The sequence below is a fragment of the Paraburkholderia sp. GAS199 genome, from assembly GCF_050436585.1.
Classification (GTDB): domain Bacteria; phylum Pseudomonadota; class Gammaproteobacteria; order Burkholderiales; family Burkholderiaceae; genus Paraburkholderia.
On the sequence record NZ_JBNDMM010000001.1, the window covers coordinates 155117 to 174999 of the forward strand.

19 protein-coding genes are annotated in these 19883 nt (G+C 61.8%); 16 read left to right on the plus strand and 3 right to left on the minus strand.

What is annotated here, in order from left to right; genetic code table 11:
• Positions 1-17 precede the first annotated feature (17 nt).
• The 12 genes from P3T18_RS00630 (at position 18) to P3T18_RS00685 (ending at position 13859) form a co-directional block, all read left to right on the plus strand.
• Positions 18-1190 (plus strand): LLM class flavin-dependent oxidoreductase, encoded by a 1173-nt coding sequence (locus P3T18_RS00630; RefSeq protein ID WP_429297971.1) that lies wholly within the window; start codon positions 18-20, stop codon positions 1188-1190.
• A 94-nt stretch (positions 1191-1284) separates the two neighbouring features.
• Positions 1285-2892 (plus strand): ABC transporter substrate-binding protein, encoded by a 1608-nt coding sequence (locus tag P3T18_RS00635; protein ID WP_429297972.1) that lies wholly within the window; start codon positions 1285-1287, stop codon positions 2890-2892.
• Positions 2889-3899 (plus strand): ABC transporter permease, encoded by a 1011-nt coding sequence (locus tag P3T18_RS00640; RefSeq protein WP_429297973.1) that lies wholly within the window; start codon positions 2889-2891, stop codon positions 3897-3899. Before P3T18_RS00635 ends, P3T18_RS00640 begins: the two co-directional genes overlap by 4 nt.
• A complete protein-coding gene (locus P3T18_RS00645) occupies positions 3896-4786 on the plus strand; it encodes an ABC transporter permease (protein WP_429297974.1) in 891 nt (296 codons plus the stop codon). The genes P3T18_RS00640 and P3T18_RS00645 overlap by 4 nt, the downstream gene beginning before the upstream one ends.
• On the plus strand, positions 4783-5826 hold the full coding sequence (locus P3T18_RS00650) for an ABC transporter ATP-binding protein (protein ID WP_429297975.1): 1044 nt from the start codon (positions 4783-4785) through the stop codon (positions 5824-5826). The genes P3T18_RS00645 and P3T18_RS00650 overlap by 4 nt, the downstream gene beginning before the upstream one ends.
• Positions 5816-6850, plus strand: coding sequence for an ABC transporter ATP-binding protein (locus P3T18_RS00655; RefSeq protein ID WP_429297976.1), 1035 nt, complete (start codon positions 5816-5818; stop codon positions 6848-6850). Before P3T18_RS00650 ends, P3T18_RS00655 begins: the two co-directional genes overlap by 11 nt.
• Positions 6847-8448 (plus strand): ABC transporter substrate-binding protein, encoded by a 1602-nt coding sequence (locus tag P3T18_RS00660; RefSeq protein ID WP_429297977.1) that lies wholly within the window; start codon positions 6847-6849, stop codon positions 8446-8448. The genes P3T18_RS00655 and P3T18_RS00660 overlap by 4 nt, the downstream gene beginning before the upstream one ends.
• A 48-nt stretch (positions 8449-8496) precedes the next feature.
• Positions 8497-9720, plus strand: a complete 1224-nt coding sequence (locus P3T18_RS00665) for an acyl-CoA dehydrogenase (protein ID WP_429297978.1) — start codon at positions 8497-8499, stop codon at positions 9718-9720.
• 137 nt (positions 9721-9857) lie between these two features.
• The gene (locus P3T18_RS00670; protein ID WP_429297979.1) at positions 9858-11201 is read left to right on the plus strand and encodes an LLM class flavin-dependent oxidoreductase; all 1344 of its coding nucleotides are present in this window, start codon (positions 9858-9860) and stop codon (positions 11199-11201) included.
• An 18-nt stretch (positions 11202-11219) separates the two neighbouring features.
• Complete coding sequence (locus tag P3T18_RS00675; RefSeq protein ID WP_429297980.1) at positions 11220-12047, plus strand: ABC transporter permease; 828 nt, start codon at positions 11220-11222, stop codon at positions 12045-12047.
• Positions 12040-12777: an ABC transporter ATP-binding protein gene (locus P3T18_RS00680; protein WP_429297981.1), complete on the plus strand. Its 738-nt coding sequence runs from the start codon at positions 12040-12042 to the stop codon at positions 12775-12777. The genes P3T18_RS00675 and P3T18_RS00680 overlap by 8 nt, the downstream gene beginning before the upstream one ends.
• A 71-nt stretch (positions 12778-12848) precedes the next feature.
• Positions 12849-13859, plus strand: a complete 1011-nt coding sequence (locus P3T18_RS00685) for an ABC transporter substrate-binding protein (RefSeq protein ID WP_429297982.1) — start codon at positions 12849-12851, stop codon at positions 13857-13859.
• A 344-nt stretch (positions 13860-14203) separates the two neighbouring features.
• Here P3T18_RS00685 and P3T18_RS00690 read toward each other — a convergent pair whose 3' ends face one another.
• Entirely contained in the window at positions 14204-15100 is an 897-nt protein-coding gene (locus P3T18_RS00690) for a LysR substrate-binding domain-containing protein (protein ID WP_429297983.1), read from the minus strand.
• A 178-nt stretch (positions 15101-15278) separates the two neighbouring features.
• On the opposite strand from P3T18_RS00690, the gene P3T18_RS00695 reads away from it, so the two are divergent.
• The 4 genes from P3T18_RS00695 (at position 15279) to P3T18_RS00710 (ending at position 19159) form a co-directional block, all read left to right on the plus strand.
• Positions 15279-15830, plus strand: coding sequence for an L-2-amino-thiazoline-4-carboxylic acid hydrolase (locus tag P3T18_RS00695; RefSeq protein WP_429299011.1), 552 nt, complete (start codon positions 15279-15281; stop codon positions 15828-15830).
• The gene (locus tag P3T18_RS00700) at positions 15823-17100 is read left to right on the plus strand and encodes a Zn-dependent hydrolase (RefSeq protein ID WP_429297984.1); all 1278 of its coding nucleotides are present in this window, start codon (positions 15823-15825) and stop codon (positions 17098-17100) included. The genes P3T18_RS00695 and P3T18_RS00700 overlap by 8 nt, the downstream gene beginning before the upstream one ends.
• 73 nt (positions 17101-17173) lie before the next feature.
• A complete protein-coding gene (locus P3T18_RS00705) occupies positions 17174-17887 on the plus strand; it encodes a cysteine hydrolase family protein (RefSeq protein ID WP_429297985.1) in 714 nt (237 codons plus the stop codon).
• Between the two features lie 60 nt (positions 17888-17947).
• Positions 17948-19159 carry a branched-chain amino acid ABC transporter substrate-binding protein gene (locus tag P3T18_RS00710; protein WP_429297986.1) on the plus strand — a complete coding sequence of 404 codons (1212 nt, stop codon included), beginning with the start codon at positions 17948-17950 and terminating at the stop codon, positions 19157-19159.
• Between the two features lie 103 nt (positions 19160-19262).
• Here P3T18_RS00710 and P3T18_RS00715 read toward each other — a convergent pair whose 3' ends face one another.
• A complete protein-coding gene (locus P3T18_RS00715) occupies positions 19263-19559 on the minus strand; it encodes a YciI family protein (protein ID WP_429297987.1) in 297 nt (98 codons plus the stop codon).
• A gap of 8 nt (positions 19560-19567) precedes the next feature.
• On the minus strand, positions 19568-19852 hold the full coding sequence (catC, locus tag P3T18_RS00720) for a muconolactone Delta-isomerase (protein WP_429297988.1): 285 nt from the start codon (positions 19850-19852) through the stop codon (positions 19568-19570).
• Positions 19853-19883: the final 31 nt, after the last annotated feature.

Genomic DNA, 19883 nt, shown 5'->3' on the forward strand with positions numbered 1-19883 from the left:
GCTGCGCAAAACATCTCATGACCCACGCCTACACCGCCTCTCTCGCCGACGACACCACGCTCAGCCCGCTCGAACGCGTCCGGCTGCAACCATTCAATCTCGGTCTATTCCTGCCGATTCAGAACGGCGGCTGGTCGATCTCGACGTTACCCCGCTCGACCGACTGGCGCTTCGACTACAACGCGCGCTTAACCTTGCAAGCCGAGGCACTCGGCTTCGATCTCGTGTTCGGCCTTGCACAGTGGATGCCCAAAGGCGGCTATGGCGGGAAGACCAATTTCCGTGAAGTGTCGCTCGACAGTTTCATCACGACCGCCGCGCTCTCCGCGATCACGCAACGCATCCTGCTGATTTCGACCATTCACGTGCTGTATGGCCCGTGGCATCCGTTGCATCTGGCGAAAATCGGCGCGACGCTCGATCACATTTCCGGTGGCCGTTGGGGCGTGAATCTCGTCACGGGCCACATCGCCGACGAAGCACGCATGTTCGGCCAGACGCGCGAAGAACACGATTCGCGCTACGCGCGCGCCGCCGAGTTCGTCGAAATTCTCGATCAGCTATGGCGGACCGATTCGAACGTGACGATCGAAGGCAAGCACTGGACGCTCAACGACGCCTACGTGTCGCCGCGGCCGTTGCATGGAAGGCCGATTCTGATCAACGCAACCGGCTCCAAAGCGGGCTTCGAGTTCGGCGCGCGATATTCGGATTTCGTGTTCATTCCGAGTCCGGTCGGCGTGCAACTCGAACCTACGCTCGCCGCGTTGCCCAAATTCACCGAGGGTCTGCGGCTCGCAGCGGCTGCCGCCGGACGCGAGGTGCGGCCCATCATCAACCCGACCATCGTGAGTGCCGCGAGCGACGACGACGCTTTGGCCCGTTACGAACGCATTCGCGCCTCCGAAGACACTGAAGCAGCCGCGAATTTCAACGCGCGCATGAACCCGAAAACCGGTTCGAGCGACGCTCACGCATGGAGCAAGCACGAACGCCGTGCCGGCGAACGCGCCGTGGGCGGCAACCTGCATCTGGTCGGCAGTCCGCACCGCATTGTCGACGACATGCTGCGGTTGCGCGATGCAGGTTGCGGCGGCGTGCAGCTCACGTTTTTCGACTTCGAACAGGACCTCGCAGATTTCGGGACGCACATCCTGCCGCTGATGCGCGAGGCGGGCTTGCGGCTCTAAAGGCCGTTCGGCTTTCTGATCCGTTCAGTGTGCGACATGTCCTTGCGGATTCCATCGCGCCGCTTCTGATCGTCAATAACATACTCATCGAACTATGCCGACTCGCAGAGAATTTCTCGTCAAAAGCAGTGCATTGGCGGGCGCAAGCCTGCTCGCTTCGTTACCCGCCGGTGCGCAAACGGTCAATGGCGCTTCCGTGCTTGTCGCCAACACGCTGCCCGAGCCGGCCGGTCTCGCTGCGGGATCGACGCCCGCCAATCCGACCAACGTAGTCTCCAGCAATCTGTTCGATGGGCTGATCACGTACGACGAAAATTTCCGTCCCGTGCCGCAACTTGCACGCTCGTGGACCGAGTCGGCCGATCGGCGCTCCATTACGTTCAAGCTGCGCGACGACGTCAAATGGCACGACGGCACGCCATTCACCTCGGCGGACGTGCAGTACTCGATCATGGAAGTGTCGAAGAAAGTCCATCCGATCGCGCGGCCCACGTTCGCGCAGATCGTCGCCGTCGATACCCCCGACGCGCATACCGCCGTGTTCCGGCTCGCACAACCGTCGCCGGTGATCTGGGCCTATCTGGATACGTCTTCCGCGTTCATTTTCCCGAAGCATCTATACGCAGGCACCGATCCGCTCACCAATCCGTACAACGCGAAACCGGTCGGCACGGGCGCCTTCGTCTTCAAGGAATGGAGTCGCGGCAACTATATCCGGCTCGTCAAAAATCCGGACTACTGGGACAAGGGCAAGCCGCACGTCGACGAGCTGATCTTCCGGATCATCCCCGATGCAAGCGCTCGCAGCGTCGCGTTGCAAAGTGGGACGGTGCAATACGCACCGCTCACACCGGTCTCGCTCATCGAAGCGCGGCGGCTGGAACAGAATCCGAATCTCACGGTCGATTCCAAAGGCTGGCGCTCTAACGCACCCATGTTTTTCATGGACTTCAACCTGCGCCAGAAACGCTTTCAGGACGTGCGGGTTCGCCGTGCGATTGCGCATGCTATCAATACGAAGCAACTGGCCCAAGCCGTCTTTTACGGCTTCGCAACGCCTGCAACAGGTCCTGTTCCAAGTTACCAGAAGAACTTCTACACGCCGGATACTCCACAGTATCCGTACGACCCCGCCCGCGCCGAAGCGCTGCTCGACGAGGCAGGTTTGCATCGCGACGCGAGCGGCGTACGTCTGCGTTTTAACCACCTGAATCACACCTACGGTGAGGATTACCAGCGCGCGGGCATGTTCATCCAGCAGCAGCTCAAGCGCATTGGCGTCGAAGTCACGCTCGTCAATTACGACCTGCCGACGTATCTGCGCAAAGTCTTCACCGACCACGACTTCGACACGATGAGCGCCTTCTACGCGGCGTTCGCCGACCCGCAGATCGGTGTGATTCGCCGCTACTGGTCGAAGAACATCATTGCGGGCGCAGCGTGGAGCAACGGTTCAGGTTACGCGTCGCCGGAAATGGACACGGTGATCGAGGCGATCCAGAGCGAACAGGACCCGCAACGGCGCACGCAGGCGATTCATCAGCTTCAGGTGATCGCGCAGCGCGACGTCCCGTCGATCAATCTCGGCGAACTCAAGTTTTTCCGCATCTACGCAAAGCGACTGCAGAACGTCAACACGACGCCGATCGGCGTCTATGCTTCGCTCGACGACGTTACGCTCGGCGCGGCAGGTGCGACATGAGCACGCTGCCCCGGCCTCCCTCCAGACGGCGACGCCCCTGGCCCTATCCGCTGCGGCGCGTATGTCAGGCATTGCCGCTGGTCGTCGTGATCGCCATTACGAACTTCTTCTGGCTGCGGCTCGCGCCCGGCGATCTCGCTGACGTCATCGCCGGTGAAGCCGGCGCCGCGACGCCCGAGTTCATGGCGGAGCTTCGCCGTCAGTTCGGCACCGACCAGCCGCTCGCGCTGCAGTTCGTCGCCTATCTGAAACGCCTCGCACACCTCGATCTGGGCTGGTCGTTCCGATACAACGAATCTGTCCTGCGTCTGATTTCGGACCGGCTGCCCGCAACCGCGCTGCTGCTCGTGAGCGCGCTCGTCCTCGCGCTACTGATCGGCTGCGCGGCGGGCACGCTCGCCGCCGTCTCGCGCTGGCGTGCCGTCGATATCGTGGTATCGGTTCTGGCGACGCTGGGCTTCGCCACGCCCCTGTTCTGGCTCGGCCTCATGCTGATGGTGTTGTTCTCGGCACATCTGCACTGGCTGCCCTCCGGCGGCATGACGACACTCGGCGTGGACGCACACGGCTGGGCCTACGTACGCGACGTCGCATCGCATATGGTCATGCCCGTGTTTTGCCTCGCCGCCTACTACCTCGCGATCTACGCCCGGCTGATGCGAGCCTCCGTGCTGGAAATCGTCGGACTGGATTTCGTGCGCACCGCTCGCGCCAAAGGCGTGTCGCGCTTTCGCACGGTGGTGTCGCACGTGGTACCTAACGCGCTGCTGCCCATCGTCACGATGACCGCGCTGCAATTCGGCACGCTGTTCAGCGGGTCGGTCGCCATCGAAACTGTCTTTAGCTGGCCGGGGCTGGGTCAACTGGCACTCGACGCGGTGTCGTCACGTGACCTGAATCTGCTGCTCGGCATTCTGTTCGTCAGCTCGCTGCTGGTGCTGGCTGTCAATCTGATCGCCGATCTCGCTTATGGCTGGTTCGACCCGCGTATCGAGGTGCAGCGATGAGCCGCCCGGTTCCACTCTCTCCTTCGCGCCCGCTGCGTCCGGTTCTGACTGTGCTGCGCATCGTGCGTGAAGCGCCGAGTCTTGCCGCCGGTGCGCTGATGCTGTTGGCCATCGCCGTGATCGCGCTGGGAGCACGCCACATTACCGCCTACGACCCGATGGACATGGTGGGCTCGCCGTTTGTCTGGCCCGGTACGGACGCGGGTTTTCCACTCGGCACCGACATGATGGGACGCGACATCACGAGCGGCATTGCGTGGGGCGCACGCGTCTCACTGGAAATCGGCATCGCCGCCGGACTGCTTGCCGCGTTGGCGGGCGCGCTGGTCGGCGCGGTCGCGGGCTTCTACGGCGGCTTCGTCGACGAAATCCTGATGCGCGTCACCGAATTCTTCCAGACCATGCCCGCGCTGCTGTTCACGATCGTCATGGTGGTCGTGGTTCGGCCGAGCGTGGCGACCATCATCCTGAGCGTCGCGCTGACAAGCTGGCCGCAGGTCGCGCGCCTCGTCCGCGCCGAAGCCTTGCGCGTGAGCCGCGCCGAATACGTGCAGGCAGCGCGCGTGATCGGCATGAGCCGCCCGCGCATTGTCGTCACGCACGTGCTGCCTAACGTGATGACGCCCGCCATTGTGATGATCTCCATTCTGGCAGGCAACGCGATCCTGACCGAAGCGGTCCTGTCCTTTCTCGGACTGGGCGACCCGAACGTGATCACCTGGGGCAGCATGATCGGCTCGGGCCGCGAAGCCTTGCAGACTGCGTGGTACATGACCGCGATTCCCGGCGGCGCCGTGCTCCTGACCGTGCTCGCGCTGAACCTTCTCGGCAACGGGCTGAACGATCTGGCCAATCCGCGCCGCCGTGCCCAGCGAGGGACGCTATGAACGCCACCCCGCTTCTGCGTGCAGACGCACTGAACGTCGAGTTCGCCACCCGTAGCGGTCCGGCGCTCGCCGTCAACGGGCTCTCGTTCGAGATCGCCGCGGGCGAAACGCTCGCACTGGTGGGCGAATCCGGTTGCGGCAAATCCACTACCGCACTCGCGCTGATGGGTTTGCTCGCTGGAGGCGGCGCAACTGTCACGAGCCAACGCCTGCTGTTCGACGGCGCCGATCTCTCGACGCTCGACGAGCGAGGCTGGCGTAACGTGCGCGGCGGCGGTATCGGCATGATCTTTCAGGATCCGCTGTCCGCGCTCAATCCGGTGCGTCCGATTGGCCGACAGATCGAAGAGGCGTTGTCGCTGCACCGCGGTCTGCGCGGACGCGCGGCACGCAACGAGACACTCGAACTGTTGCGACTGGTCGGCATACCCGAACCAGGCCGCCGTGTGGACGATTTCGCCCACCGGCTATCGGGCGGCATGCGCCAGCGCGTTCTGATCGCAATGGCGCTCGCGGGCGAGCCTCGCCTGCTGATCGCCGACGAACCCACCACTGCGCTCGACGTCACCATTCAGGCGCAGATTCTGGCATTGCTTGCTTCGCTACAGCGACAGACCGGCATGGCGATGTTGCTCATCACGCACGATCTCGGCATCGTCGGTCAACTGGCGCATCGCGTCGCTGTCATGTATGCGGGCCGCAAGATCGAAGAACGTAGCGTGGACGCCATGTTCGACGCGCCACTGCATCCCTATACCCAACGACTCCTGCGTGCCCGCCCGCCGCACGGCGAATTCGCGAGCGGTGTGCGCGAGCGGCTTTCGGAAATTCCAGGGGCCGTGCCCGCGCCGGGCCTGTTGCAAAGCGGCTGTGCGTTCGCGCCGCGCTGCGCGTTCGCCGATGCCCGCTGCCGCGCCACCGTCCCCGACTGGCGCGCACTCCAGACTGATGCATTGCCAGGCGAGACGACAGCCGGCGTAGCCTGCTCACGCACCCAGGATCCCGAATTGATCGAAGCGAGGCTGACCCATGCTGCTTGATGTCGACGCTCTCTGCGTACGCTATCCGACCCGGCGCGGCACGCTGACCGCCGTAGATCATGTGTCGCTCGACGTGGCGCGCGGCGAAACGGTTGGGCTGGTCGGCGAGTCGGGCTGTGGAAAAAGTTCGCTAGGCCGCGCACTGGTGCGTCTTGTCGATGCCGACAGCGGTGCTGTGCGGCTCGACGGCACGGACATCGTTCCGCTGGAAGGCCGGCGTTTGCTGCCCTGGCGCAAACGCATGCAGATGGTGTTTCAGGACCCGCTGTCGGCGCTCGACCCGCGCAAGTCGGTACGCAAAACACTTTCGCTGCCGCTTGAACTGCACCAGATGGGCAATCGCGCCGAGCGCCGTGAGCGCATCGACGCGCTGCTCGAACAGGTCGGACTCGCCCCGCAGCTTGCGGACCGTCTGCCACACGAGCTATCCGGTGGACAGCGTCAGCGCGCCAATATTGCGCGTGCGCTATCCATCGACCCGGACATCCTCATCTGCGACGAACCGGTGTCCGCACTCGACGTGTCATTGCAGGCGCAGGTGCTCAACCTGCTCGGCGATCTCCAGCGCCAGCGCGGTATGGCCTATCTGTTCATCAGCCACGATCTGGCGGCCGTCGGCTATCTCGCAGACCGCATTGCAGTGATGTACCTCGGACGCATTGTCGAAGTGTTGCCGCGCGGCGAACTCTGGCGTCACGCTGCGCATCCGTACACACGGCTACTGCTCGATTCGATTCCGTCGCGCGCCACGCGAAGCATCACGACGGCGAGCACGACCGTAGCCGAGCTGCCAAGCCCTTACGACCTGCCACGGGGCTGCCGCTTCCGCACGCGCTGCCCACACGCTATGCCCGAGTGCGCCGCAACCGATCCCGCCGCCGTGACCTTATCCGCCGGCCATACGGTGGCCTGCCATCTCTATCGCGAAGGCGTGCCCGCCCGCACAGTTGCGCTCGACTTTAGCGACCGGGTCAGGCCCAGTCATACCCATTCCATTGAACGCATCGAGGAGCAACCGAATTGATCACCCGCCGCCAGTTCTTCCAGATGGCCACCGCCGCCGCTGCCGCGCCGCTCGTGCCCGGCCTCAGCTTCGCCGCAACTACGCCGGGTACGCGCGATGACGAGGCCCTGCAGGCGAGTGTCGTGCCGGAACCGTCGGGCTGGGTTGCCGGACTGAACATTTCCAATCCGGCGGTGCTCGTTTCGGTGAACCTGTTCGACGGCCTCATCACGTACGACGACGCGCTGAAGCCCGTCCCGCAACTTGCGCGCGCATGGGACGAATCGTCCGACCGCAAGACCGTGATCTTCCATTTGCGCAACGACGTGAAGTGGCACGACGGCCAGCCCTTCACCTCCGCCGACGTGCAGTACTCGTTGATGGAAGTGACCAAACGGTTCCATCCGCGCGGCGGCGCCACCTTCGCCACGCTCGACGCCGTGGACACGCCTGACGCGCACACTGCGATCTTCCGCTTCTCGTCGCCGGTTCCGGCCATGTGGGCGGCGCTCGGCGGCTACGAGACGCAGATCCTGCCCAAACACCTGTACGCGGGCAGTCCGCCGCTCACCAACCCGCTGAACGCGAAACCCATCGGCAACGGGCCGTATAAGTTCGTCGAATGGGCGCGCGGCAATTACGTCTCGCTCGAACGCAATCCAGACTACTGGGACAAGACAAACCAGCCGCATTTCGAACGCATCATCTTCCGCATTATTCCGGATGCAGGCGCGCGCCTCACCGCATTGCAATCGGGCGATTTGCGCTACGCCCCCACTGACGCAGTTTCACTGCCCGATCTCGTGCGTTTGCAGAAAGACCCGCGTTTTGTGGTGTCGGGCCGTGCCTTCGACGGCATCGCGCCGATTTGCTTCTTCGACTTCAACCTGCGTCAGAAACGCTTCCAGGATGTGCGGGTGCGCCAGGCGTTCGCTCATGCAATCGACCGCGACGCACTGGCCCGCATTGTCTGGTATGGACTCGCCAAACCAGCGCAAGGTCCGATTCCGAGCTACCAGAAGCAGTTCTTCAAGCCCGACCTGCCGCAGTACAAATTCGATCCGGCGAAGGCCGAAGCGCTGCTCGACGAAGCGGGATTGAAACGCGGCAGCGACGGCGTTCGTCTGCGCATCAACAACCTGCCGCTGCCGTTCGGAAACCAGTACACGTTGACGTCGCAGTTCATCCAGGCGCAGTTGCGCCGCATTGGCGTGGAGTTGCAGTTGATCGCGACCGATGTGCCGACTTTCAACCGCCGCGCGTACGCCGACTACGACTTCGACACCATCACGAACTGGTATTCCGCATTCGCCGATCCGCAACTCGGCGTGACGCGCCGCTACTGGAGCAAGCAGATCAAGCCCGGCTCCACGTCGAGCAATGCAAGCGGCTACTCGACACCGGAAATGGACCGTGCCATTGAGGGGCTGGTTAGCGAGGCCGATCCGGTCAAACGCAAGCCGTTCATCGACGCGATGCAATTGATCGCGCAGCAGCAGATCCCGTCGATCAACCTGCTCGAACTGCATCTCTACTCGATCCACGCGGCCAATCTGAAGGGCTTCAGCACGACACCGGTAGGCGCGTATTCGTCGCTTGCCAGTGTGCAGAACGCGTAATCGTTTTCAGAACGAGCGCCCCAGTTACGACACAGGAACCTGCTAACAATGAATTCCCTATCCGATCCCCTCTCTCGTCCGTCAGCGCTCACAAGCGTATTGCCCGGCAGCGACGCACTGCGCGCCTTGATCGGTCATATTGAAGCAACCGAGGAAACCCGGGAGCGTGATACGGCCGGCACGCGCGATGCCATCGAGCGGATTCGTGCGGCGGGTCTCGGCCTGTTCCGCCTGCCCGCTTCACAAGGCGGCGCGGGAGCGACGCTTCCGCAGGTCTATGAACTCGTGCTCGATCTCGCCGCGGCCGACTCGAACATCCCGCACATTCTGCGCAACCATTTCGCGTTCGTCGAGAAGGCGCGCCGCGCTGCGCATCTTCCTCAATATCAGCGCTGGCTCGACCGGGTTCTCGCGGGCGAGCTGTTCGGTCTAGGCGCGAGCGAGATCGGCACGCAACATGTCGGCGATGGCGACGGCAACACACGGCTCGTGCCACACGGCAGCGGTTATCGCCTGACCGGCAAGAAGTATTACAGCACGGGCAATCTGTATTTCGACCACATCATCGTCAATGCGAAAGCGGCCGACGGGCGTTTCATCGCGGCCCGCGTGGGCACCCGGCAGCCAGGCGTGGACGTGCAGGACGACTGGGACGGCATCGGCCAGCGCAATACCGCGAGCGGCACCACCGTATTCACCGATGTCGATGTGGACCCGCGCGACGTGCTGCCGCTCGACGAAGACGTGCGTATTCCGCATCAGGCGACGTTCGCGCAGCTCTGGCTCACGACGATCATCGCGGGCATCGTGCGCCGTATCGCGGCGGACGCGAGCGGTCTGCTCGGCAGCCGCGAGCGCAACTACTACCACGCGAGCGCTCCGCGTCCCGCCGACGATCCGCTGCTTCAACAGGTGATCGGCGAATTGCAGAGCGCGGCCTACATCGCCGAGTCGGCGGTGCTGCGGGGTGCCGTCACGCTCGGCAGCGCGTTCGACTCATCGCTCGCGGGCGCGCCCGACGAAGCCTTGTATGTCGAGGCAGCGTTGCAGGCGGCGAAATCCAAAGTCGCGATCGACGACCTCGCGTTGCGCGCGGCCACGTCTCTGTTCAATGCCGGCGGAGCGTCCGCTGCGCGAGAGAGCGCACGTTTCGACCGTCACTGGCGCAATATCCGCACGATTTCCTCGCACAACCCGGTCGTCTACAAGGCACGCGCAATTGGCGACCACGCGGTCAATGGCGCGCCCTTGCCGCGCGCCGCATTTTTCTGAAGGCACAGTTGCCGTCGAACTGAGTCCGCGCCGTTGACGGAGATGAGGAATTCGAAGCAGAGCACCGCTCGCTGGGTCTCACTTCCAAGCCCTGCATTGGCCCTCCCCTGAACGCTGTTTTGCATCGGAACACGATCATGAGTCCACGCCGCACGCTGCATCTGAATACCAATATTTCAGGCCTCGGCCGTCATCCGGCCGCCTGGCGCAAGGCCGGTAATCCACGCGCGATCACCGACCTCGCGCATTTCACCTCGATCGCCCAGACCGCCGAGCGCGGCAAGCTCGACGCCGTGTTTCTGTCCGACATGGCGGCCTTGCGTGGTCATGCGACAGGTACGTGGCAGTCGCTCGAACCGACCGTCCTGCTCACCGCGCTTGCAGGCGTTACGCGCTCTATCGGACTGATCGGCACCGCCTCGACCACGTTTAACGACCCGTACAACCTCGCACGACGGTTCGCGTCTCTGGACCATCTGAGCGGAGGACGCGCCGCGTGGAATGCGGTGACTACATACGATGCGAACGCCGCAGCCAACTTCAGCATGCCAGCACCGCTCGACAAGGAAGCGCGCTATGCGCGCGCCGGCGAGTTTGTCGAGGTGGTGCAAAAGCTTTGGGATAGCTGGGAAGACGGCGCGCTGGTGGCCGACCAGGCGAGCGGCCAGTATGCCGACTCGGCGCGCGTACATGCAATCGCGCACGAAGGTCCGTACTTCCAGGTGCACGGACCGCTGAACGTGCCGCGCAGCCCGCAAGGTCGGCCGGTTCTCGTGCAGGCGGGCGGATCGCCTGCCGGCGTCGCGCTGGCCGCACGCCACGCGGACGCTGTCTTTACCGCACAGACCACTTTCGGAAGCGCCCAGGCGTTTTATCGGGAGATCAAGGCGATCGCGGTGGAACACGGCCGTCAACCCGACCATCTATTGATTCTGCCCGGCCTCTACCCGGTGATCGGCGGCACACTCGAAGAAGCGCGCCGTCACAAAGCGGAACTCGACGCACTATTGGACCGCAGTGCCGAACTCGCAAAATTCGCTGGTGCATTAGGCCTCGCGTCGACGGACCTCGAACTCGATGCACCGCTGCCTTACGCGCGTATCGAAAAGAGCCAACGCACCGACGTCTCACACGGCTTCATCCGTTCAACGGTGTTGCTGGCGCAAAGCGAGAACCTGACTGTGCGCGAACTGCTCGATCGCAATCCGGGTGCACATCGCATGATCGTCGGCACCCCCGAGACCATTGCAGACGACATCGAACGCTGGTTCGTACAACGCGCCGCCGACGGCTTCAACCTTAACGCTGACACGTTTCCCGCCGGGCTGGCCGATTTCGTGGACCACGGCGTTCCGCTGTTGCAGCGCAAAGGCATTTTCCGACGCGATTACGAAGGCACGACCCTGCGCGAACACTATGGCCTTCCTCGTCCGCAAAGCCGCTATGCGGACGAGTCGGCCTCTCTCATGAGTTCCGCCTGATGGAGCGATAGAAGACTTATGTCCACAAGAGAATCGACCTTAAGAGAAGCGCCCGTCGCCCGTCCGCTCAGCGGATCGACCTGGTTCCCCGCGATGCGTGAACCTGCGCTGCGCGCCATCGTCCCATTGCTATTGCTCGCCTGCTGGCAACTGGCTTCATCGCTCGGTCTCGCGACCGATTTCGTGCTGCCGCCGCCCTCCTCCGTGGTGGCCGCCTATCGCGAACTCTGGCAGTCGGGTGACCTGCAGGACGCCCTCAAAATATCGCTCGCACGCGCGGCGCTCGGGCTGCTCATCGGCGGCGGTGCGGGTCTCATGCTCGGCACCGCTGCGGGCCTCAGCAAAAACGCGGAACGGGGATTCGATACGGTGCTGCAGATGCTTCGAACCATACCGTTTATCGCACTCGTGCCGATCTTCGTCGTGTGGTTCGGCATTGGCGAAGTGTCCAAGATCGCACTGATCGGAGGGGCGGCGCTGTCACCGATGTATCTCGGCACCTATCACGCCATTCGCGGCATCGATCCCAAGTTGCTTGAGTTGGGCCGCACGTTCCGGCTGACGCGACGTCATCAGATACGCCTGATCATCCTGCCGACGGCGATGCCGGGCATTCTTGTCGGCGTACGCTATTCGGCAGCGATCTCGCTGCTTGCGCTAGTGGCCGCCGAGCAGATCAATGCGAGTGCAGGTATTGGCTACATCCTGAACAACGCGAACCAGTTTCAGCGCACGGACATCATCATCGCGGGCATCCTGGTTTACGCGGCGCTCGGCATTCTGGTGGACGCTTTGCTGCGCCTTCTCGAACGCAAGATTCTCGTCTGGAGAGGCACGCATGTCTGAGCCCGCTTACCACTTGCACGACGACGAAGCGCGTGTGGTCGCGCGCCTGTCCGGCGTTCGCAAACGCTATGGCGAGAACACCGTGCTCGATAACGTGGACTTCACCGTTCGCCGCGGAGAATGCGTTGCGCTAGTCGGTCCGTCCGGAACCGGCAAGACCACGCTGTTGCGGCTGCTCGCCGGGCTCGAGACCGCCTCGAGCGGCACGACGGACATCATCGCCAGTACGTCGGTCGTTTTTCAGGAGCCACGGCTGATCCAGGCCTTGCGGGTCTGGAAAAACGTGTTGCTCGACGACGCTCATCGCCCCGACGCCCGAACGCGCGCAGAAGCAGCGCTGCGCGATGTAGGACTTGAGGACAAGCTGACCAGTTGGCCCGTCAGTCTCTCAGGCGGCCAGGCGCAGCGTGTGGCGATTGCGCGGGCGTTGCAGCGCAGCCCGGAACTCATGCTGCTCGACGAACCGTTCAGCGCGCTCGACGCCTTCACTCGCCGCAGCATGCAAACCCTCGTGTCGAAACTTTGGTCGCGCTACCGGTTCGGTCTGGTGATCGTCACGCACGACCTCGAAGAAGCGTTGCTTCTCGCCGATCGCATCGTGATTCTTTCGCAAGGGCGAATCCATCACGAGATGCGTGTGGATCTGCCGCGTGAGCGCGACGTGACTTCCCCCGAGTTCAACCTGCTCAAGCGAGAACTCCTGTCCAGTTTTTCGCTCAGCATGACCTGATCTCTTTCTCACTCTCTCTCCATTCCATCCGAAATATGTCCCGAATAAAAAATGTATTCTCCGGCATTGCAATGCTGATTGCCGCAACCACGCTCACGCTTTCCAGCCCCATTCGCGCACAAGCGCAACCTGATCTGAAGGGCACCAAACTCGTCATCGCTTATCAGGACCCCGCTTTTCCCGCGCTGATCCGTCAATCCGGGGTCGTCAATTCGGCGCCTTACCAGATCGAGTGGGTGTTGCTGACGGGACCCGCGGCGAATCTCTCCGCGCTGTACGCAAACCGGATCGACCTCGGTCATATGGGCGACACTTCGCTCACCATCGAACAGGCCAACGCTCGTACGGAATGGACGAAGGATTCAGTACCGCTGCGTATCGTCGCGGCCTGGCGCAATGCGTATTCTAAAGACTATCCAGCCGCCGTCACCGCCGTGCGAACCTCGGCGAACATCAACGCTCCGAAGGACATAAAGGGGCACAAGGTCGGCTACAACTACGGCGGCTACGCCCATTCGCAGTATCTCGCGGCACTGGTCAAAGCCGGCCTGACCGAGAAGGACATCGAGCCGATCAAGTTCGCCGATGCGGCCACGGCGGCGGCCGGCTTTAATGCAGGCGAGGTCGATGTGGTCTCGGGAGGCATGGGACCGATTCTTACCACTATCAAATCCGGCGCGGGCCGCGTGCTGCTGACCGATCGCGACACGGGAATCCCCGCGTTGAACGTGTGGACCACGACTTCGAACGTGCTGAAAGATCCGGCCAAGGTCGCCGCACTACAGGACTTTTTCTCACGGATGTCAGGCTACTGGGCGTGGCATGACGCGAACCGCGACACGGTGGTGGGCATACTCAAAGACACGCTGAAAGTCTCCGACGAGCGTGCGGCGTTCGAATATCACGTGCGCAGCGGCGCGTTCGTCAAGTTCGACTCGGGACTGGTCGGTCAGGAACAGCGGGTTGCCGACATTCTTTATGATGGTCACGCAATCAAAAAGAAAGTGAAGGTGGATGTGGAATACGATCCGCAGTTCAACGCAGCGCAGAAGGCCGTGTGGCCAATCAGGTCCGGCGAGTGACTGGCATGTTTTAGCCAGTGCGTACACCGTCCGGGACACCCATAACGGCAGCGATCCCAAATCATAAAAATCAGGTTCGCTGCAAACTCCCTGTCTGCCGCAGCGTGACCGACGCTCAGTGACGGAATGACTTCGCTCACCGAATAGCAACTGCCAAGGACGGCAATCGCGTGCGTACCCAGCAAAACGCCCAACTGGCAAGCATGGCTATATGCACGCGGACCATTTCCACATCACGAAACCGAACGCTTGCAGAGGGCGCCGTGGTCATACACGCTGATGGATCGGATGCGCTGCGTTTCGACATTCTCCATTCTCTGGCATGTTGCTTCGCTGAGCTGTAATCAGCGATTCATCTCGCTCTGAATCCATTGCGCGAGGCGTCGCGCCCCAGCAGGCAAGTCAGTGTCGGTGCGCGTGCATAGATAGTAATCGCGACCATCGTCCAGCGCCGCGTCGGAGAGACGAACCAGTTCTCCCGACGCAAGCTCGCGTTCAATCAGCGGCGCGCGCAACAGCGCAATGCCGAGCCCAGCCTGCGTTGCGTTCAGCGTCAACTGACCATCCTCGAAAAGCGGTCCGATCGCGTGGTGCACGTTCGGCACGCCCTGCTGACGCAGCCATGCGACCCATGTTGCACGATCTTCGTCATGCAGAAGCGGCAGCGCGGCGATATCGGCCGCATTTCTGATCGGCCCGCGCTGCTTCAGGAACACGCGACTGCACACCGGCACGACCTGCCCCGACAGCAACCTCGTGCTCGTATAACCGGCCCACTCGCCCGCGCCGAAGCGAATTGAAATATCCGATGCGTCGCTGTGATAGTTGCGGTGATGCGCGTACAGCACGTTGACGTCCACATCTTCGTTGTCGGCGAGAAACGCGCTGAGCTTCGGTATGAACCAGCCAATGCCGAAGAGCGGAATCAGGCTGATCGTCACCTGTCGTAGCGCCGTGCGGCTCCGCACTATGCCTGTCGCACTACGCAAAACCGAAAACGCAGCACTTATCGAACGGTAATAGTCCCGACCTTCGTCGGTTAGCACGAGCATGCGACCTTGCCTACGAGTAAGCGGCGTTTGCACGAAGCTTTCGAGTAGTTGCAACTGGTGGCTGACCGCGGAAGGTGTGATGTCGAGTTCCGCACTCGCCTGCGTGACCGATCCAAGGCGCGCGAACGCTTCAAAGGCACGCACAGCACGCAGCGGCGGATCATCGCTCAATTGTTCGATATTTTTCATGTATTGAATTATAAGCGAGATATGGCAGATATGACACCGCCCCTCATAAGGCACAATAATCCCTGCTCTTCAGGCCTAATTCTGAATTCATCTGTCTATGTAATTATTTTTCATTTTGCGTCACCTCGGCGATAACTTAATATTTCTCACATATCAAGCACCCCACGCCGGACGTTTTATGACAACCACAAACAGCACTCCGATCGCCGCGCCCCACGCAGACGACGATCGTCTCGGCATTCTGGCTCGCCGTCGTATCGAAGCCGAAATCATCAAACCCATCTATCAGATCCTCAAACGCGATCTCGGCACGGAAAAAGCACAGGCCGTGATCGGCGAAGCCGTGCGGGGTGCCGCAGTGGCCGCTGGAGCAACGTTCGCCGCGCAGGAGAAAAACGGCACGAGCATCGCATCGTTCGTCGCATTGCAGGTGTTGTGGGAAAAGGACGATGCGTTAAATGTTTCGGTGCAGCGTGAAGACGCCGCACATTACGATTACGACGTACACCGCTGCCGCTACGCGGAGATGTATCACGAGATGGGACTCGGTGAGATTGGACATCTCCTGAGTTGCGCGCGTGACGCGCTTTTCATCGAGGGCTACGACTCTCGCATCGAACTGACGCGTACAACCACGCTGATGCAGGGCGGCCCGCGTTGTGATTTCCGCTATCGGATGAATGACGCCGGCGAGAGTTCGCCGCGTTCGGCGGAGCATAGCGATGAATGACGTGCTTGCCCGCTTCGACTCTACACGGCTGCCTCGCGTCAATGGCGCACGTCTCTGGGCGTCACTCGAACGCATGGCGCAGATCGGTGCGACGCCCAAAGGCGGTGTCTGCCGCCTCGCGCTAAGCGAACTGGACCGGGAATCGCGCGACCTGTTTGTCACGTGGGCAAATGACGCGGGTTGCTCGATCCGCGTCGACCAGATGGGCAACATTTTTGCGCGACGCGCGGGCCGACAACCCGATGCGGCGCCCGTTGTCACGGGTTCACACGCCGATTCGCAGCCCACTGGCGGTAAGTACGATGGCATATACGGCGTTCTTGGCGGCCTTGAAGTGGTTCGGGCTCTGAACGACGCTGGAGTCGAAACGGAACGACCTGTCGACGTCGTCATCTGGACCAACGAAGAAGGCTCGCGCTTCGCGCCGGCGATGGTTGCCTCAGGCGTGTTCGCGGGCGCTTTCTCGCTCGACTTCGCGTTGTCGCGAAAGGACGCGACGGGCACGACCATCGGTGAGGCGCTTCAGGCGATCGGCTATGCCGGAAGCGAGCCGGCCAGCGGATTTCCTGTTCACGCGTTTTTCGAATTGCATATTGAACAGGGTGCGGTGCTGGAGCGCGCGGGCAAGACGATTGGTGTGGTAACGGCGGGCCAGGGACAACGCTGGTACGAATTGACCTTTCGCGGCACCGACGCACATGCCGGCACGACGCCAATGGAATTGCGGCGCGACGCACTGGTCGGTGCGGCGCGAGTCATCGATTTCGTCGATCAACTCGGTCTGCAGCACTCGCCGCATGGCCGTGCCACCGTGGGAATGATCGAAGCGCGTCCGAATTCGCGCAACACCGTGCCGGGCGAATGCTTTTTTACGATCGAGTTTCGTCACCCTGAAAGCGCCGTGCTCGATGCGATGGACGCAAGCATGCGTGATGCAGTACAGCGGATTTCGTTCGCGCAGAATCTCGAGGTCGAAATCACGCAGATTTTTGACTATGCCCCGGTGCCGTTTGCGCCTGAATGCGTCAACGCCGTCCGACAAGCCGCACGCACTCTCGGCCTACCGCATCAGGACATTGTCTCAGGCGCTGGACACGACGCGTGTTACATAGCGCGCGTAGCGCCATCGGGGATGATCTTCATTCCTTGCGTGGGTGGCCTGAGCCACAACGAGGCCGAAGCCATCACGCCGGAATGGGCGACCGCGGGCGCCGACGTGTTGCTTCACGCCGTAGCCGAAGCCGCCGGCATCTGTTGCGCCGACGTTTAGCCCGCGCCCGGACAGCGCACACACTCTATTAATCACGGCGTCGTTCGTATGGCGCCCACGGACCTGCCTCGATATGACTTCCACACCTGCAGACCGCGTCGGCGCAGCGCCTTACGCATTTCCGCTGAACCGCGCAATATCGGCTGCCACGACGGCCCTTATTGTGATCGACGTGCAAGGCGACTTTTGCGCGGAAGGCGGCTACATGGCTGGCTTCGGTTTCGACCTGACCGCCTTGCGCAAACCTATTCCAAAGATTCAGGCGTTGCTCGAAGCGTGCCGCGCGAGCGGCATCACGGTCTGCCATACGCGCGAAACGTTCTCGGCGGATTTGTCCGATGTGCAGCCTCATCGCCTCTGGCGAGGAGCAGACGGCCGCGGCGTTGCCGTGGGCGATAGCGGTCCGAACGGACGCTATCTGATCAAGGGCGAACCGTGCTGGGAGATCATTCCCGAAGTCGCGCCCCTCGCGAACGAAGCCGTCTTCGACAAACCGTCGTACGGCGCGTTTTCAACGACAAATCTCGACGGCTTCCTTCGTGAGAACGGCATTCGGGATCTGATCTTCGCCGGCCTCACTACCGACTGCTGCATCCACACCACGGTACGTGAAGCGCTCGATCGTGGCTACGACACATTGACCGTTTCCGATGCCACCGCAGCCGGAACCGAGGACGTCCACGAAGCTGCGTTGCGCTTGCTGATCAAGAAGAGCGGCGTATTTGGCGCGGTGGCGACCACCGCCGCGACGCTGGACGCGATTCGCCACGTCACGCCCGCACGCTAGAGCGCAGCAACATCGCAGGCGCCTTTCATCCAACCCAAGTTCTGTCTGCCTATACAAGATATGTCACACCACACCTCCAAGCCCGCCAAGCCGTCCTTCAAAGTGCTGCAGCTTGCACTTTCAGCCGCCCTGCCGCTGCTCGCATCCCATGCGGCTCACGCTCAAGGGTCGTCGCCCGTTGCGAACGACACGAGCACGATCCTGATCGGGTTCGCCGGACCATTGACCGGCCCGTCCGCGCGAATCGGCAAGGACCTGGAAAACGGCGCGCAACTCGCGATCGACGACGCCAACGCGAAACATCCCACGCTGAACGGCAAACCGGTCAAGTTTGCATTGGCCTCCGTCGACGACGCTTCTGATCCGCGCACCGCTGTGACGGTTGCACAGCAACTGGTCGATCAACACGTGGTGGGCGTGGTGGGTCACTGGAATACCGGTTGCAGCATCCCTGCTTCGCGCGTCTACAACGCGGCGCATGTTCCAGAGATCGCGCCGGCCTCCACCGGCCATCAGTACACGCTGCAGGGATATGACACGTCGTTTCGCATCATGGGCCATGACGATCTGAGCGGCGCGATCACCGGCGCTTATGCGGTGAAGACGCTCAAAGGCAAAAACATCGGTGTGATCGATGACCGCACGGCGTTTGGATCGGGTCTCGCCACGCAGTTCATCAAGGGCGTCGAGGCGAATGGCGGCACCATCGTCGATCACGAGTATGTAGACGACAAAACCGTTGATTTCAGCGGCGTGTTGACCACGCTGAAAGCCAAACACGTCGACGTGCTGTTCTTCGGCGGGCTCGACACGGAAGAAGCGCAGGTTGCGCGTCGCATGAAGCAGTTGAACATCAAGGCGACACTGCTCGGCGCGGGCGGTACGAGCCATACGTTCGTGCAACTGGCGGGCGCTGGCGCCAACGGCGTCATCGCACTTGAACCCGGCAGGCCGCTCGAGGAAATGCCCGGTGGCAAGCAGTTCGATGCGGCGTATCGTGCCCGTTATCACCATCCGGTCGAGTTGCACGCGCCGTTCGCCTACGACGCTACCGCCACGTTCATCGAAGCCGTCGAAAAGACCCAGTCAACCGATCCGGCAACGCTGACGAAGGCAGTGCACGCGATCAGCCGTCAGGGTGTGACCGGCACGATTGCGTTTGACGAACAAGGCAATCTGCGCAATCCGGCTTTCACGATTTTCAAGGTCGTAGACGGTGAGTGGAAGATCGAGAAACTGTTGGGCGGAGAGACTGCCTTGGCCTCGAAGTAAGTTGAGACGCGCCATCGTGATGTTAGTGCCCACGATGGCGCCAGGCTTGTTCACAGAAGTGCAAGCGAGTTCAATCTTGGCGTTGCCAGATCACGACTCGACGTCACAGGTAGCAGACGCCGTCGACATAGGCCTTTCGCCATCGCTGAATATTCAGCCGCTCGAAAAGTCCTGCAAGCGCAAAAGGATCTTGCGCTATGAAGCGCTCGGCTTCTTCTCGCGTTTCCACATCGACGACATACACGCCTCCACCTGCGCTCTCGCCGTCATCAGTCAACTTGGCGCCGCACGCCAGCAGCAGACGCTTTTGCTGTTCCAGAAACACGAGATGCTCAGGCCGCTTATCGAGCCGCAGTTGCGCGGAATCCGGCTTGTCGAAAGTTTCGATGATAAAAGGCATGAGTTAGCTTAGTTCGGAACAATCGCAGACGGATGCTGCGCAAGCGGCGTCACAGTGATCTTCATAAACGGAAACAGCGGCAACGAACTGATCAACGTATGCAGTTCGTCATTTGACGCGACATCGAACACGCTATAGTTCGCATATTCGCCGGCGACGCGCCACAGGTGACGCCATTTGCCTTCGCGTTGAAGGTTCTGTGAATAAGCCTTCTCCTCTGCTTTGACCCGCTCGATCATGTCCTTGTCGGCATCAGGCGGAATCTGTACCTGCATATGCGCCAGAAATAGCATCCTTCTTCTCCAAATTAAATATTGACGGGAC

Coding starts and splice junctions, on each gene's coding strand:
- P3T18_RS00635 (WP_429297972.1), top strand. CDS start 1,285: ATGCCGACTCGCAGAGAATTTCTCGTCAAAAGCAGTGCATTGGCGGGC.
- P3T18_RS00670 (WP_429297979.1), top strand. CDS start 9,858: ATGAGTCCACGCCGCACGCTGCATCTGAATACCAATATTTCAGGCCTC.
- P3T18_RS00690 (WP_429297983.1), bottom strand. CDS start 15,100: ATGAAAAATATCGAACAATTGAGCGATGATCCGCCGCTGCGTGCTGTG.
- P3T18_RS00700 (WP_429297984.1), top strand. CDS start 15,823: ATGAATGACGTGCTTGCCCGCTTCGACTCTACACGGCTGCCTCGCGTC.
- P3T18_RS00655 (WP_429297976.1), top strand. CDS start 5,816: ATGCTGCTTGATGTCGACGCTCTCTGCGTACGCTATCCGACCCGGCGC.
- P3T18_RS00650 (WP_429297975.1), top strand. CDS start 4,783: ATGAACGCCACCCCGCTTCTGCGTGCAGACGCACTGAACGTCGAGTTC.
- catC (WP_429297988.1), bottom strand. CDS start 19,852: ATGCTATTTCTGGCGCATATGCAGGTACAGATTCCGCCTGATGCCGAC.
- P3T18_RS00715 (WP_429297987.1), bottom strand. CDS start 19,559: ATGCCTTTTATCATCGAAACTTTCGACAAGCCGGATTCCGCGCAACTG.
- P3T18_RS00645 (WP_429297974.1), top strand. CDS start 3,896: ATGAGCCGCCCGGTTCCACTCTCTCCTTCGCGCCCGCTGCGTCCGGTT.
- P3T18_RS00665 (WP_429297978.1), top strand. CDS start 8,497: ATGAATTCCCTATCCGATCCCCTCTCTCGTCCGTCAGCGCTCACAAGC.
- P3T18_RS00640 (WP_429297973.1), top strand. CDS start 2,889: ATGAGCACGCTGCCCCGGCCTCCCTCCAGACGGCGACGCCCCTGGCCC.
- P3T18_RS00710 (WP_429297986.1), top strand. CDS start 17,948: ATGTCACACCACACCTCCAAGCCCGCCAAGCCGTCCTTCAAAGTGCTG.
- P3T18_RS00705 (WP_429297985.1), top strand. CDS start 17,174: ATGACTTCCACACCTGCAGACCGCGTCGGCGCAGCGCCTTACGCATTT.
- P3T18_RS00685 (WP_429297982.1), top strand. CDS start 12,849: ATGCTGATTGCCGCAACCACGCTCACGCTTTCCAGCCCCATTCGCGCA.
- P3T18_RS00680 (WP_429297981.1), top strand. CDS start 12,040: ATGTCTGAGCCCGCTTACCACTTGCACGACGACGAAGCGCGTGTGGTC.
- P3T18_RS00695 (WP_429299011.1), top strand. CDS start 15,279: ATGACAACCACAAACAGCACTCCGATCGCCGCGCCCCACGCAGACGAC.
- P3T18_RS00630 (WP_429297971.1), top strand. CDS start 18: ATGACCCACGCCTACACCGCCTCTCTCGCCGACGACACCACGCTCAGC.
- P3T18_RS00675 (WP_429297980.1), top strand. CDS start 11,220: ATGTCCACAAGAGAATCGACCTTAAGAGAAGCGCCCGTCGCCCGTCCG.